Consider the following 14,587-nt stretch of genomic DNA (forward strand, 5'->3'; position numbering starts at 1 on the left):
GGCACATGGCCATTGATGTATTGCTTCCGTACTACGGCGACGTCGACCTGATGAAACTTGCCGCGCAAAGCGTCATGAGCCAGCAGTTCGAGGATTGGCGCCTCATCGTGGTCGACGACGGCTACCCCAGCCCGGAACCCCAGCGTTGGTTCGAATCCATGTCAGACCCCCGGGTCAGCTACCAGAAGAACGAAGAGAACCTCGGCGCCAACGGCAACTACCGCAAGGCGCTGGAACTGGCCGAAGCTCCCATTGTTGTGGTCATGGGTGCAGATGACATCATGCTGCCGAACTACCTCGACGTCGTATCCAAAGCGTTCGAAGCCTACCCCGAAGCCAGTGTTGTCCAGCCTGGCGTTCAGGTTATCGACGAGCAAGGGCGCGCGTGCTCCCCGCTGGTGGACATCGTCAAAAAGGTGTACGCACCGTCCACCAAGTCCACAGTCCTGCTGCAGGGCGAGAAGATGGCCACCAGCCTTGTCCGGGCCGACTGGGCGTACTTCCCGTCCCTGGCGTGGCGCACGGATGTTATCCGCCGTATCGGCTTCACGGAGGGGTTGCACGTGGTGCAGGACCTGGCGCTGCTGTTGGATATTGCAGCCGAAGGCGGCTCCATGGTGGTTGACCCGACGCTCGCGTTCCTCTACCGCCGCCATTCCGCATCGGACTCGTCGGTCAAGGCGCTTGACGGGCGCCGGTTCGACGAGGAGCGCGCGTATTTCGAAGGACAGGCACGGCGTTTCCGGGAACTTGGCTGGAACGGAACGGCACGCGCCGCGGCCTTCCACACGACGTCGCGGTTGAATGCAGCCACCCTGGTAGCACGATCACTGATGATCGGGAAAACCGATTCGCTGCCCAGGCTGCTGAAGCACGTGGTTTCCTAGCGGTTTGCTTAAAATGGTGGCTGCCCCCAGATCCTGGGGGCAGCCACCTTTTTCGTTACGGCGCTGGTTCGGGAGGGAGCGTTTCGGGGTGAGTGCCGTTACCGGCGGCTGTGCCACCCTGCGCCAGGCTCTCTTCCAGCTGAAGGACTTTGAGCCGGAGGATACCTACTTCCTCCGCCAGGACGCGGACTTCGTCTTCCGCCTGGGACTGCTCGAAGGAGAGGTGCAGGCACACGGAAACCAGCAGCACGATCGCCATGGCGAACAGAAGGTTTGAAGGCACCTTCACGCCGAGCACTCCGCTGGACCAGAAGAGAAGCTGCGGAAAGGCCACCAGCACCAGGACGCCAATCCCGATGATGATCCAGATGACGGCGTACTTTTCGCGCAGGTGGCGGCGGCGCAGCATTTCAAAAATGATCAGCAGAATGACCAGCACAAAGATGAAGCCAACGAGGGTGGCCATGGAAACTCCTAGTTGGACGACGGTTCGTTCTTCTTGCGCGTCAACGCAAAGAGGAGGGCAAAGGCTGACCGGCCCAGGTAGATGGCGGCCTTGACGGGGTCGTGGCTTGGGGTCCCGCCCTGCCGTTCGCGCATCGAGACGCCCACTTGGCGCACGGTACATCCCGACCGGATGGCGACGACCAGGGAATCGATGGTGTCGCCCAGGTATTCGGCGGGATAGTGGTCCACGTATTGGCGGATGGCCTTCGCATTGGCAGCGCGGAAACCGGACGTCACGTCCGTGAGACGGGTGCCCGCAATCCGCGAGATGGTCCAGGCAAGGACGTTCATGGCCCACTTACGGGGCCCCCGGACGGTGTACGTGCCCTTGTCCGCAAACCTGGCCCCGATGACGATATCCGCTTCCTGCAGGCCGTCGAGGACGGCCTTGATGTCACGAGGATCATGCTGGCCGTCGGAGTCCACCTGGATGACCCGCGTGTAGCCGTGCATTTTCGCGTATTTGAAGCCCGTCCTCATCGCTCCGCCCACGCCCATATTGAACGGGAGCTGCACCACCAGTGCACCGGCGTCGCGGGCAACCTGGGCAGTGTTATCGCGCGAGCCGTCGTCCACGACGAGGACGCTGCAGTCAGGGCCGAACTCGAACACTTCCCGGATGGTACCGCCGATGGCCTCCGACTCGTTCCAGGCCGGCATGATCACCAGGGTGCGGTGGGCTTGCTCTGCAGGAGTCATGCTTTATCGTTTTCCGCCTTTAGGTAGGCAGTCAGCCGCTCATCGGCATTGGCGACATCAAATCCGGTGGAGTGTGCCTTCGCCAGGTTCAGGGCACTCTTGAGCGGCCGCGGAGCGGCGGCCTTGTCCTTGAAGTAATCAGCAGTGGTGATTCCAGTGACATCAGTCCTGGAGGCGCCGGCCTGCTCGTAGACGTCCGCCGCTATGTCGGCCCAGCTTTTTACGGGTCCATCGTTGCTGAAGTTGTAGATACCGTAGGCGGCCTCGGTGGTCAGCAGGTGGCTGATGAAAGCTGCGATGTCCTGGGTGAAGGTCAGGCGGCCGGTCTGGTCATTGACCACCGCCGGCTTAATTCCTTTGCCTGCGAGGCTGGCCATGGTCCGGACAAAGTTGTTGCCTTCACCTATAACCCAGCTTGTACGCACAATGTAGTGGCGGGGGACGACACCTGCCACCGCCTCGCCTGCAGCCTTGGTTTGGCCGTAGACGCCCAGGGGTGTAGGGGGCTCGTCTTCGTCGTGGTTGTCGCGGCTCCCGTCAAAAACGTAGTCGGACGAGACGTGGACCAGCGTGAGGTCATGCTCCACGGCGGTGCGCGCCAGGTTGGCGACGGCCGTCACGTTAATGGCCCAGGCGGCAGCCCGGCCTTCCTCGGATTCGGCAGCGTCCACGGCGGTGTAGGCCGCGGCGTTGACGATGGCGGAGTAATTCTTCCAGTTCCGGTTCTTGTAGGAATCCTCCCTGGCGAGGTCGAACTCACCGCGGCCGGCGAACTCGACCCTTGAATCGCCGTCGTACTGTCCGCGCAGCGCCTTGCCCAGCTGGCCGTCGGCGCCGACGACGAGGATCTTCTTGGCCGGCATCGGGGCGACGTCTGCCATCCGGGGGTGGGCTTTGTCCTTGTCGGAGAGTTCAGCCTGCTCCAGCGGGATCGGCCAGGAAATGGCAGCGGTCTCGTCTGCCAGGTTCAGGAAGGTGTATTGTCCCTGGGCATCGGCGGACCAGTGGTCGTTGACCAGGTAGGTGTAGGCCGTGTTGTCCTCAAGGGTCTGGAACGCATTGCCGACTCCGCGCGGAATGAAGATGGCCTGGCTGGGGTCCAGCTCAGCGGTGAAGACGGCGCCGAACGAGGGCCCTTCACGCAGGTCAACCCACGCCCCGAAGATCCGCCCCGTGGCAACAGAGATGAACTTGTCCCACGGTTCGGCATGGATACCGCGGGTGGTTCCGGCTTTTTCGTTGAACGAGATGTTGTTCTGGACTGGCCGGAAGTCAGGCAGTCCAAGAGCCACCATTTTTTCCCGTTGCCAATTTTCCTTGAACCAGCCGCGGTTGTCGCCGTGGACAGGGAGGTCGTAGAGAACGACGCCGGGAATGGGGGTTGTGTGGCCGGAAAGCTTTTTCGAGAACTCCAGAGACATGGACTACTGGCCCTGTTCCTTGTATTTGGCTTCGGTGGCGGCTTTTTGCGGGCGCCACCACTGTTCGTTGTTGCGGTACCAGTCGATGGTGTCTTCGATGCCGGCGTCGAAGTTGGAGAACTGGGGTTCCCAGCCAAGTTCGTTGCGGAGTTTGGTGGAGTCGATGGCGTACCGCAGGTCGTGGCCGGGACGGTCCACTACATGGTCGTACGCGTCCGGGGCCAGGCCCATGTGCTTGAGGATCAGTTCAACGACGTCCTTGTTGTTCTTCTCGCCGTCGGCACCGATCAGGTACGTTTCCCCGATGGTTCCCTTGGCGATGATGGCCAGGACGGCGGAGGAGTGGTCGTTGGCGTGGATCCAGTCACGGACGTTCTCGCCCTTGCCGTAAAGCTTGGGGCGGATCCCGTCGATCACGTTGGTGATCTGCCGGGGTATGAACTTCTCCACGTGCTGGTACGGGCCGTAGTTGTTCGAGCAGTTGCTGATGGTTGCCTGCAGCCCGAAGGAGCGCACCCAGGCGCGGACCAGGAGGTCCGAGCCGGCCTTCGTGGAGGAGTACGGGCTTGAGGGGTTGTAGGGGGTCTGCTCGGTGAACCGCTCGGGATCGTCCAGCTCGAGGTCGCCGTAGACCTCGTCGGTGGAGATGTGGTGGAAGCGCTTGCCGTGCTTCCGGGCCGCTTCGATCAGCGTGTAGGTGCCGATGATGTTGGTGTCCAGGAAGGGGCGGGGGTCATGCAGGGAATTGTCGTTGTGCGATTCTGCTGCGTAGTGGACCACGACGTCGGTGCCCGCGACGAGTCCGTCCACGATGCCGGCGTCGGCGATGTCACCCTCAACGAAGGTGAAGCGGTCCTCGGGCAGGCCGCGCAGTGATTCAAGATTGCCGGCGTAGGTCAGCTTGTCCAGAACAGTGACATGGTCATCAGTGTTTTCCAATACATAGTGGACAAAGTTTGAGCCAATGAAGCCGGCTCCGCCGGTCACAAGAAGTCGCTGCATAATTCCCAAGGGTACCGGATTTGCCGCTGCACTTAGCGAAGGGAAAGATGGGGACATGCGCGGAATAATACTTGCCGGCGGAACCGGCTCAAGGCTCCACCCCATCACACTGGGTGTCAGCAAACAGTTGGTCCCTGTCTATGACAAGCCGATGATCTACTACCCGCTGTCAACCCTCATCCTCGCCGGGATCCGGGACATTCTAATTATCACCACCCCGCATGACGCCGAGCAGTTCGAGCGGCTCCTCGGAGATGGCTCCCGTTTCGGTGTTTCCATCACGTACAAGCAGCAGCCCTCGCCGGACGGGCTGGCCCAGGCCTTTGTACTCGGTGCAGAGCACATCGGCGACGACAGTGTGGCCCTCGTGCTGGGGGACAACATCTTCTACGGCCAGGGCATGGGTACCCAGCTGCGCCGGTTCAAGACCATCGACGGCGGCGCCGTCTTCGGGTATTGGGTCAAGGATCCGTCGGCCTACGGCGTGGTGGAGTTCGATGAGCAGGGCAAGGCACTGTCCCTGGAAGAAAAGCCAGCTGCACCGAAGAGCCACTACGCGGTGCCCGGACTGTACTTCTACGACAACAACGTGGTGGACATTGCGAAAAACCTGAAGCCCTCCGCCCGCGGAGAGCTTGAAATTACGGATGTCAACCGTAAATATCTCGAAGCCGGAAAGCTGCAGGTGGAGATCCTGCCGCGGGGGACTGCCTGGCTGGACACCGGGACATTCAATGACCTGAACGACGCTTCCAACTTCATCCGCACCGTCGAGAACCGGCAGGGTCTCAAGATCGGGGCACCGGAAGAGATCTCGTGGCGCTTGGGCTTCCTGACGGACGACGAGTTGCGGGAACGTGCTGAGCCGCTCGTCAAGAGCGGTTACGGGGCGTACCTTCTGGAGTTGCTGGCCGAGAGCAACAACTAGCCGGGGCCAGCAGAAAGGGGGGTGAAGCCAAGCTTCACCCCCCTTTCTGCTGGCCGGGCGGCCCTTAGTACGTCAGGGTCCGGCAACCCAGCCCCGTGTTGCCGGTGGTGAAGGGGGACACTCCGATCCCGTAGGTGCACAACGTATATGTTCCACGGACCGTGATTTTGACGTTGACTGAATATCCGTGGGTACCCGTGATGCCGAAAGCCTTGTTTGCATCGGGCCGGTCCACCGTCGTTGAGAACACGTATCCCGTGGTCTTGCCGTCGGGGCCGGTGACATAAGCGTGAACAGGATTCGAAAGGGTGGGCATGTCCGGGTCGTAGGTCCACCCAGTCGCCTCCAGCGAAGTAACCCCCGCAGCCGTCTTGATTGCTACTGAGTCGAGCACACCCACCGGTACCCCGCTCTTGCCGGCGTCAGCCGTGCGGCAACCTATCAACGGGTTGCTGGACGCCAGGGGGCTGGGCGCGATGGCGTAGGCACAGGCAGTGTAGACGCCGGGGCTGGTGATGGGAATCGAGGGAGCGAAGCCGTGGTCGCCCGTCACGCCGAACGCAGTATTGACGTCAGCCCTGGGGCGGGACGCATTGAAGGCATATCCCTTAGTGGTTCCATCAGGTGCGGTGACATATATGTGCACGTCGATGGACCGCGAGGCATCTGCTTTGTCCACGGCCCAGCCGGCGAGGGACAGCGAGGCAGAGGTGGTCGTCTTGTTGACTGTTAGGCTGTCGAGGCTCCCGGTAGGTGGTGCGACCGCTCCAACATCAACGCTGCGGCAGGACAGCAAGGGATTCCCCGGGGCAAGCGGGCTGAGCGCTATTGCGTACGTGCAAACCTTGTACTGTCCCGGTGCCGTGATCGGTATGGCGGCAGCAAAGCCATGGCTTCCTGTTACTCCCAGTGCGCTGTTGACATCGGCCCGGGCCTGGGACGCCGAGAACGGGTAGCTCTTAGTGGTGCCGTCCGGTGAGGTCACGTAGACGTGGACAGGGATGGACCGTGTTGAGTCCCCGCGGTCCAGTGCCCAACCACGAACTGAAAGTGCGGCTGTGGTGGACGTCTTTATCAGGGATGCGTCATCGAAGCTGCCAATGGGGGCGGCCGCCGGGGCGAAGTTCAGCTGCCTGCAGCCGATCTCGGTATTGCCGTACTGGCCTATGGCGTAAACACAGAGTTTGTAGGTTCCGGGCGCCGTGACGGGAATATCGCGCTGGTAGCCATGATTGGCGCCCATCCCCAACGCCTGGTCCACGTCGGGTCGCGACAGATTCGCGGGCATGACGTAACCGGTCCTGGTACCGTCCGGCGCCGTCAGGTAGGCGTGGGCTTCTGTTGCTGTCGCCGGGTTGGCGCCGTCGATTGCCCAGCCCCGAAGGGAAAGCGTTACCTTGTCTGCGCTCCGCACTTCCTTGGCGTCATCAATGCTGCCTATGGGCGGTTCGGTGCCCTTCGCGTCAATCGACTTGCAGCCGATTTCAGTATTGCTGAAGGCGCCAATGGCGTAGGCGCAGACCTTGTAGGTTCCGGATTTCTGAATCTGGATGCCCTGCTGGAAGCCGTGTTGCCCGGTGACTCCAAGGGCGGCGTTCACATCGGGGCGGGATATGTTGGCGGGAAGTGCATAGCCGGTGCGTACTCCGTCCGGGCCGGTGACATAGACATGCGCCTGCGTCGAGGCAGAGGAATTGGCAAAGTCGACGGCCCAGCCGCGCACGTTCAGCTGCGAGGTGGATCCGACTCGCTGCACCGAGAGGTCGTCGAAGGACCCGTCGGGAGCCGCGGCGCCGGCGAACGTCCGCAAGGAGGCGTAGTCGCCGTTCCAGACGTTGGAATCGCCGGCGAGGGGGCCAGTGGAACTGTATTGCCAGATGCTGTAGGTGCTCCAGCTACCCGTCGGGACAGGGCCGGCATTGTTGGTGGCAGAGCTGGGGTAGGCGGCCATCCACAGTGGATAATCACCGAACCCGGCAGGGTTGCCCACGCATTGGTTCCACCAGCTGGTATTGGTGTAGATCACGGGAAGCCGCCCGGTCAACGAACGCATTGTATTGCCGAAGTCCCGGATCCAGGACTGCAGCTGTGCTGCGGACATGTTGTAGCAGGTGTTGCCGAAGTAGAAGCCATTGATCGTCCGGCCCTCGTAAGGGTTGAACTCAAAGTCCAGAACCGGAGGCATCGTATAACCGTCCGAGGACCATCCGCCGCCATTTTGCACGAAGTAGCGGGCCTGGTCTGCGCCCGACGACCAGTTGGGGATGGCGAAGTGGTAGGCGCCCCTGACCATGCCAACGTTCCGCGCTCCCTGGTATTGGGAACTGTAGGAGGGATTGGTGTAGTAGTTCCCCTCAGTTGCTTTCACATAGGCGAACCGGGCCCCCATGTTCCACTGCTGTCTCCAGTCCACGGTTGGCTGGTGGCCGCTCACGTCGAGCCCCTGGACGCCGAACGTGGGCATCCAGGTGCCTTCGCTGGACAGTGCTTCGGAACTGAGCTTCCTCACGGATTCCGAGGGGGCGGAGCGCACTACCCGTGCAGATCGCTGGCCCATTTCGGCGCCGCCAATCCCGACGGCTTCAGCCATGGACTGCTGGGCTTCCGGAGAGGGTGCCGGAGCCGGCGGCTCGGTGGCTGCCGCAGGCTCCTGCGAAGCCGGGGCAGGTACGCCTGAAGACGGCGGGGCGGGGGTCGTCGGTGTGGTCGGCGCACTTGCTTCGGGTGCTGCCGACGCCGTTGGCGAGGGCGCCGGTTCAACAGCCAAGGCCGCGTCCGTAATTCCGGGGCTTGCCATTAGCGAGGCTGCCAGCAGCATGACCCACAGCGATTTCACGGCGGGGCGACGGGACTGAGACGGGTTCCGCTTCATATTGGCTCCGGAGACAATGTGGCGCTCTCCTGAGCGCTCATTTAGATAACTGGCCAAATGCTCCCCCCAGGGAGGCACCTGACCGTGGTAATTCGACAATTAACGCGCTCACCATAGCACTGGTGTGACCAGCGTAACCAGTGGTTCTTTTGGGGCTGGAGTGATAGAGAGCCTCGCGATGGTGGCTTATCCACATTCCGGGAAATATGACTTGTTGCCATGAGGTAGCCTCCCTAGGCTGGACGCAATTGAACTGCCTCCGCCGGGGGGCGGCAGTCAACTGGGGGAAACTGGCATGGATGCTCTGGGGATAGTCGAGGACGAAGTCCGGGAACTGATCAGGCGCAGGGGACTCGACCCGCTCAACCAATCAGGCGAAGTGCGGCGCCTTGTCGACGCCGCGGTGACGGACTACGACGAACGGGCCCTCATGGGACCACTTCCGCCGCTGGGTTCCCTGGACGCAGCGCGGCGGTTTCTGTTCGACGCCGTTGCGCGCTTCGGCGTGCTCCAGCCGCTGCTGGACGATCCCTCGATAGAAGAAATCTGGCTGAATGCTCCCAACGAAATCTATGTGGCACGCAATGGGGAATCAGAGTTAACCTCGCTCAGCCTTACTGAGCAGCAGGTGCGCGACATGGTGGAAAGGATGCTGAAGAGTTCCGGCAGGCGCCTGGACATGTCATCTCCGTTTGTGGACGCTGCCCTCCCTGACGGCTCCAGGCTCCACGTCGTCATTCCGGACGTGACGCGCCGCCACTGGGCCGTGAACATTCGAAAGTTTGTTGTCAAAGCCAGCCGGCTCGAACACCTGGTGGAGCTCGGCACCCTGACGCCGCAGTCGGCTCGGTTCCTCGGCGCGGCTGTGTCCAGTGGGCTGAACATCCTGGTATCAGGGGCAACCCAGGCCGGTAAGACCACCATGTTGAACTGCCTCGCCGCCAGCATCGGCAGCCGGGAGCGGGTCATCACGGTGGAAGAGATCTTTGAGCTGCAGTTTCCCCTGCGGGACGTGGTGGGACTCCAGTGCCGGCAGCCGAACCTTGAAGGAACAGGTGAGATCCCACTCCGGCGCCTCGTCAAGGAAGCCCTGCGCATGCGGCCCGACCGCCTTGTGGTCGGTGAAGTACGGGAAGCCGAAAGCCTCGACATGCTGATTGCGCTCAACAGCGGACTTCCCGGAATGTGCACGGTCCATGCCAATTCCGCCCATGACGCCGTCACCAAGATCTGCACGCTTCCCCTGCTGGCGGGCGAAAACATCTCGTCGGCATTCGTCGTTCCAACGGTGGCATCCTGCATAGACCTGGTGGTCCACTGCAGCCGGCTTGCCAACGGACGCCGGGAGGTAACAGAGATCCTTTCCCTTGGGCGGCGGGTTGAAAACGGAATCATCGAGTCATCACCGGTGTTTGCCATGGCGGACGGCGTTCTGCAGGCACGCGCCAACGCGATGCCTGCAATAGAGAAGTTTGCCCGGGCAGGCTATGACGTTGCAGCCCTGCTGGACCCACGATGATGTCTGCACTGCTGGGAGTTACTGCGGGAACGGGCCTGTTCCTTGTTTGGTGGTCACTGTGGGAATCGCCGGAGCGCAAGCCCCGCCAACGGCCGCCCAGCCGGATCGCGGATCTGCTGGCCGCCGCCGGAGTGGAAAAAGTTTCCGTGGGCGGACTGCTTGGAACGTGCCTTGGCTTGGGACTGTTCGTCGTCCTGGTCTTCTTCGCCGTGAGCAGGTCGTGGCCGATTGCTGTGTGCTTCGGACTGTTCGCCGGCTGGCTTCCACTCACCATCCTTCGGTGGCGCGCGAAGAAGCGGACTGCCCTTCTCCGCCAGCTGTGGCCCGACGTCGTTGACCATCTGCGGTCAGCGATCCGAGCCGGACTCCCGTTGCCTGAGGCGCTCATCCAATTGGGTGATAAGGGGCCCGAAGAGCTCAGGCCGGTCTTTCGCGAATTTGGCGCGGACTACAGGGCCGGAGGACAGTTTGATGGTTCCCTGAACAAGCTGAAGAACCGGCTCGCCGACCCCGTGGCCGACCGGATCGTCGAAGCCTTGCGGCTGACTCGTGAGGTCGGAGGGTCTGACCTCGGCAAGTTACTGGGAACCCTCGCCGAGTTCCTCCGCGAAAACGCCCGAACGCGCAGCGAACTCGAAGCCCGCCAGTCCTGGACCGTCAATGCTGCCCGTCTTGCAGTCGCAGCGCCGTGGATCGTGATGCTTCTCCTCGCCACCCGGCCCGAGGCTGTGCAGGCATACAACACAGCCATGGGGGCGGCGGTCCTCCTCGGCGGGCTCGTGATCTCGTTGGTCTGCTACTCAACGATGCTCAGGATCGGCGCCCTGCCCCAGGACGAACGGGTGCTTCGATGATGACTGTGTCACCGTCCGCCGCCGTTTGCGGCGCGGTCCTCGGACTCGGACTGTGGCTGGTCATTTTCAGGTCTCCGCTCATGCGGGCGACGACTCTGACCCAGCGCATTGAGCCCCAGCTTAAATCGCAGAACCTGGAGTCGCGCCTTCTGTCCGGAGAACACACCCTGACGCCCTTCGGACCGCTGGAGCGGATCCTCCGCCCGTTTATCCGCGACAGCATTTCCGCCCTGGGGAAAATGAGTCCTGCTCCGGGGGCAACAGCCCGCCGGCTCGCGCAGGCCGGAATCGGCAAGTCGGTCATAGATTTTCGCGCCGAACAGATTATGTGGGCAGCTGCAGGATTCGCCCTGTCTTCGGCCATTGTCGCCGTGGGGGCTGCGGCCGGAAGGTTCAACGCCCTGCTGGCTGCTGTGGCCATCATCGGCAGCGGGGTGGCGGGCTTTGCTGTTCGGGACTACTGGCTGGGTGTGCAGGTCCGCAGGAGGGAAGAACGGATGATGGCCGAGTTTCCCAGTCTCGCCGAACTGATGGCCCTGGCCGTCGGTGCAGGGGAGAGTGCCACCGGAGCCCTGGACCGGGTGTGCCGGAGCGCCAAGGGCGAGTTGTCCAAGGAGTTCTCCACGATCCTGGCAGAAACGCGGGCTGGCAAGCCCCTGACCAACGCCCTCCAGGGGTTCTCCGCGCGTACGGACCTTGCACCACTCGTCCGGTTTGTGGACGGAATCGTTGTTGCGGTCGAACGGGGGACACCCCTCGCGGACGTACTGCGTGCGCAAGCCCAGGATGTCCGCGACACAGCCAAGCGGGACTTGATGGAAGCCGCAGGAAAGAAGGAAATTGCCATGATGGTGCCCCTCGTCTTTGGTGTGCTTCCCCTGACGGTGGTATTTGCCGTCTTTCCCGGCATCGCCGCCATCAGCCTGGGGCTCTAATGGCGTCAATTGATCTGGGCGAAAACAGCATGCAATCCATGACAACGCCGTCAACGGCACGGAAAACAACAAGGGACAGGAACAGTAGATGAAGACTCAAGTACTCCGCTGGGCAGTATTACTGGTTGCGGTCGCCGCCTCACCCGGCGCCTGGGCCACCAAGGGCGTCCGGCGCCCGGCCCGATACCGTTTCCCTGCCGTCCATCGCCGCGCGCAACAGCGAGGAACGTCCCACGTTGCCGATGATCCCGAGAGGGGTGATGTTCCTGGGTGGGTAATGATCACCCTGATGTCCGCGGTGCTCGTAGCTGCTCTGCTGGCGCTTGCCGGTCCCGCGCTTGAGGCCATGTTCAACCAGGCAATGGACAAGGTGGGCAACTAGCCCCATGGCCGCTTCCGTACGGGTCTCGGGTCGCGGCCAGCCAGGTGTCCTTGGCCGGGAACAGGGTTCGGCAGTCGTGGATTTTGTGCTGGTGGGTGGCCTGCTCACGATGTTCTTCCTGGCAATTCTCCAACTGACCCTTGTGCTGCACGTCCGGAACACGCTGATTGACGCGGCAGCTTCTGGCGCGCGGTACGGAACACTCGCAGACCGGGGCCCTGGTGACGCGGAAGAACGGACCCGCGGCCTCATCATGACTGCCCTGAACCCATCCTTCGCTGAGGAGATCAGCACGAACGAAGTGACCGTTCAGGGCCTTAGGACGCTGGAAGTAACGGTCCGGGCTCCCATGCCTGTAGTGGGGTTGATCGGACCCCGGGGAATGTTGGAGGTGACGGGACATGCCGCCGTACAGCCGTGACGTCCGCCGAGTGTTCCGGCGTGTCCGTAGCCGGTTACTCGAGGCGTTGTGCCGGGGACCGGAACCATCCGGCCCGCAAGCGGCCGGGCGCAGTGAGCAGGGAAGTGCGGTTGTGGAGTTCACGTTTCTTGCCCTGCTGCTGATGGTCCCGCTCGTTTACTTCATCATCACCGTCGCGCAGATGCAGGGTGGCTCGTTCGCTGTGGTGGGGGCGGCAGACCAGGCTGCGAAGGTCTACGTCGCCCAAGCCGACAGCGCGTCAGCCCAGGCGGCCGCGGAGCAGGCCGTGGGGTTGGCACTGGCCGACTTTGGACACAGCCCGGACCAGGCCTCGATGGCAACAACCTGTGACCCCGCTGACTGTCACGCGCCGGGCACTGCTGTGACCGTCACCGTCAGGTTGTCCATCCCGCTGCCGTTCGTACCGTTCCAAGATGGCGTCCGGCTCTCTGCCACCGAGGTGGAGGCCGCCGCTACCCAAATTGTGGGGAGGTTCCGGTGAGGGAATCGACATCCGAGGACGGCCAGATAACGGTAATGATTATCGGATATGTGGCCTTGGCACTCCTGGTGGCCACAGTCGTGATGGGAATTTCTTCCGTCTACCTGGAGCATAAGCGCCTGCTGTCCCTGGCTGACGGCGCCTCCCTTGCTGCAGCGGACAGCTATACGCTGGGTGAGGTGGCGACCCAGGGCGGCAGCCCATCTGCCGTCCTTAACCCCGCGCGTGTTCGGAGTGTCGCGGCTGACTTTGTTGCCCGGAGCCCCGCCTCGGCACGGTTTGACGCCCTGGCAGTTGCCGGGGCAACCGGTACTCCGGACGGCTCTACCGCTGTTGTGGTGCTCACCGCCGCGGTGCATCCGCCGGTGGTGAACTTCCTGGTCCCAGACGGAATCCTGATTGAGGCGACGTCGACAGCGCGCTCGCGGTTAACGCGGTAGGCAGGCAAACCCGGGGCCGGGTGCAAAGAACCGTGCCTTTCGCCGGATAGCGTAGGCTTAAACGACCATGGCCAATATTGATTTTTCCGCTGAAATCCGCGCGCTCCGCGCCACCTACGAGTCCATTGAACGGGTTACCGACATGGACGCGCTGAGGGAAGACATTGCCGAACTCAGCGAGCGTGCAGGGGAGCCGGACCTGTGGGACGATCCCGCTGCGGCGCAGAAAATCACCTCCCGACTCTCGCACCGGCAGTCAGAGCTGGAGCGTCTGACAACCCTGGCATCGCGCATCGACGATCTTGAAGTCCTGGTGGAGCTCGGCCAGGACGAAGGTGACGCTGACTCCATGGGAGAGGCGGCAGCAGAGCTGGAATCGATCCAGAAGGCGCTGAAGAACCTGGAGGTGGTCACCCTCCTGTCCGGCGAGTACGACGAGCGCGAGGCTGTGGTCTCGATCCGTGCCGGCGCCGGCGGCGTGGACGCCGCCGACTTTGCCGAAATGCTGATGCGGATGTATCTCCGCTGGGCAGAGCGCCACGGGTATCCCACCACAGTCATGGACACGTCATACGCCGAGGAAGCCGGGCTCAAGTCGGCCACGTTCGAGGTCAAGGCCCCATACGCATTCGGTACCCTCAGCGTTGAGGCCGGCACCCACCGGCTGGTGCGGATCAGCCCCTTCGACAACCAGGGGCGGCGCCAAACGTCCTTCGCCGCGGTGGAGGTCATTCCGCTGATCGAGCAGACGGACTCGATCGACATCCCGGATAACGAGATCCGGGTCGACGTCTTCCGGTCCTCCGGTCCGGGCGGCCAGTCCGTGAACACCACAGACTCCGCTGTCCGGCTCACGCACATTCCCACCGGCGTGGTGGTGTCGATGCAGAACGAAAAGTCACAGCTGCAAAACCGGGCAGCAGCACTGCGCGTCCTGCAGTCCCGCCTTCTGCTGTTGAAGAAGGAACAGGAAGACGCCGAGAAGAAGGCGCTGGCCGGGGACGTCAAGGCATCCTGGGGAGACCAGATGCGCTCATACGTCCTGAACCCATACCAGATGGTCAAGGATCTGCGCACCGAACACGAGGTGGGCAACACCTCGGCTGTTTTCGACGGCGAGATCGACGACTTCATCGACGCTGGCATCCGCTGGCGCACGGACAACCGTAACGCTGAGAAGTAGGGCCGGAACACCGCCACGGCGGATCGGCCTACCGC

Annotated in this window: 15 protein-coding genes; 10 read left to right on the forward strand and 5 right to left on the reverse strand. The window is 62.6% G+C overall.

Annotation, left to right across the window (positions count from 1 at the left end):
• Positions 1-5: 5 nt before the first annotated feature.
• Positions 6-887: a glycosyltransferase family 2 protein gene (locus OVA06_RS06085; RefSeq protein ID WP_056085029.1), complete on the forward strand. Its 882-nt coding sequence runs from the start codon at positions 6-8 to the stop codon at positions 885-887.
• A gap of 55 nt (positions 888-942) precedes the next feature.
• On the opposite strand, the gene OVA06_RS06090 is transcribed toward OVA06_RS06085, so the two are convergent.
• Genes OVA06_RS06090 through rfbB form a run of 4 tightly spaced genes read right to left on the reverse strand, consistent with a single transcriptional unit; the run spans position 943 to position 4,516 of the window.
• Positions 943-1,353, reverse strand: a complete 411-nt coding sequence (locus OVA06_RS06090; protein WP_056085031.1) for a DUF2304 domain-containing protein — start codon at positions 1,351-1,353, stop codon at positions 943-945.
• 8 nt (positions 1,354-1,361) lie between these two features.
• Positions 1,362-2,093, reverse strand: a complete 732-nt coding sequence (locus tag OVA06_RS06095) for a glycosyltransferase family 2 protein (RefSeq protein WP_056085032.1) — start codon at positions 2,091-2,093, stop codon at positions 1,362-1,364.
• Positions 2,090-3,514, reverse strand: coding sequence for a bifunctional dTDP-4-dehydrorhamnose 3,5-epimerase family protein/NAD(P)-dependent oxidoreductase (locus OVA06_RS06100; RefSeq protein ID WP_268157019.1), 1,425 nt, complete (start codon positions 3,512-3,514; stop codon positions 2,090-2,092). Before OVA06_RS06100 ends, OVA06_RS06095 begins: the two co-directional genes overlap by 4 nt.
• A gap of 3 nt (positions 3,515-3,517) precedes the next feature.
• Positions 3,518-4,516, reverse strand: a complete 999-nt coding sequence (gene rfbB, locus OVA06_RS06105) for a dTDP-glucose 4,6-dehydratase (RefSeq protein WP_091721403.1) — start codon at positions 4,514-4,516, stop codon at positions 3,518-3,520.
• A gap of 55 nt (positions 4,517-4,571) precedes the next feature.
• Between rfbB and rfbA the strand changes: the two genes are divergently transcribed.
• The gene (gene rfbA, locus OVA06_RS06110; RefSeq protein WP_015937587.1) at positions 4,572-5,444 is read left to right on the forward strand and encodes a glucose-1-phosphate thymidylyltransferase RfbA; all 873 of its coding nucleotides are present in this window, start codon (positions 4,572-4,574) and stop codon (positions 5,442-5,444) included.
• A 64-nt stretch (positions 5,445-5,508) separates the two neighbouring features.
• Here the strand turns inward: rfbA and OVA06_RS06115 are convergent, their stop codons facing one another.
• Positions 5,509-8,316, reverse strand: coding sequence for a lysozyme (locus tag OVA06_RS06115; RefSeq protein ID WP_442793525.1), 2,808 nt, complete (start codon positions 8,314-8,316; stop codon positions 5,509-5,511).
• A 295-nt stretch (positions 8,317-8,611) separates the two neighbouring features.
• On the opposite strand from OVA06_RS06115, the gene OVA06_RS06125 reads away from it, so the two are divergent.
• The 8 genes from OVA06_RS06125 to prfB all read left to right on the forward strand — a co-directional run bounded on the left by OVA06_RS06125 (position 8,612) and on the right by prfB (position 14,552).
• The gene (locus OVA06_RS06125; protein ID WP_056085041.1) at positions 8,612-9,835 is read left to right on the forward strand and encodes a CpaF family protein; all 1,224 of its coding nucleotides are present in this window, start codon (positions 8,612-8,614) and stop codon (positions 9,833-9,835) included.
• Positions 9,832-10,689, forward strand: a complete 858-nt coding sequence (locus OVA06_RS06130) for a type II secretion system F family protein (protein ID WP_268157024.1) — start codon at positions 9,832-9,834, stop codon at positions 10,687-10,689. The genes OVA06_RS06125 and OVA06_RS06130 overlap by 4 nt, the downstream gene beginning before the upstream one ends.
• Positions 10,686-11,624: a type II secretion system F family protein gene (locus OVA06_RS06135; RefSeq protein ID WP_268157027.1), complete on the forward strand. Its 939-nt coding sequence runs from the start codon at positions 10,686-10,688 to the stop codon at positions 11,622-11,624. The genes OVA06_RS06130 and OVA06_RS06135 overlap by 4 nt, the downstream gene beginning before the upstream one ends.
• Positions 11,625-11,712: 88 nt before the next feature.
• Positions 11,713-12,006: a hypothetical protein gene (locus OVA06_RS06140; RefSeq protein WP_056085047.1), complete on the forward strand. Its 294-nt coding sequence runs from the start codon at positions 11,713-11,715 to the stop codon at positions 12,004-12,006.
• Positions 12,007-12,010: 4 nt separating this feature from the next.
• Positions 12,011-12,427, forward strand: a complete 417-nt coding sequence (locus OVA06_RS06145) for a TadE/TadG family type IV pilus assembly protein (protein WP_056085051.1) — start codon at positions 12,011-12,013, stop codon at positions 12,425-12,427.
• Between the two features lie 112 nt (positions 12,428-12,539).
• Positions 12,540-12,929, forward strand: a complete 390-nt coding sequence (locus OVA06_RS06150; protein ID WP_397427765.1) for a hypothetical protein — start codon at positions 12,540-12,542, stop codon at positions 12,927-12,929.
• Positions 12,926-13,369: a pilus assembly protein TadG-related protein gene (locus OVA06_RS06155; protein WP_261619204.1), complete on the forward strand. Its 444-nt coding sequence runs from the start codon at positions 12,926-12,928 to the stop codon at positions 13,367-13,369. Before OVA06_RS06150 ends, OVA06_RS06155 begins: the two co-directional genes overlap by 4 nt.
• A 67-nt stretch (positions 13,370-13,436) precedes the next feature.
• Positions 13,437-14,552: a peptide chain release factor 2 gene (gene prfB, locus OVA06_RS06160; RefSeq protein WP_261619205.1), complete on the forward strand. Its 1,116-nt coding sequence runs from the start codon at positions 13,437-13,439 to the stop codon at positions 14,550-14,552.
• Positions 14,553-14,587: the final 35 nt, after the last annotated feature.

Origin of the sequence: Pseudarthrobacter sp. SL88, from assembly GCF_026672455.1 — a bacterium.
Taxonomy (GTDB): domain Bacteria; phylum Actinomycetota; class Actinomycetes; order Actinomycetales; family Micrococcaceae; genus Arthrobacter.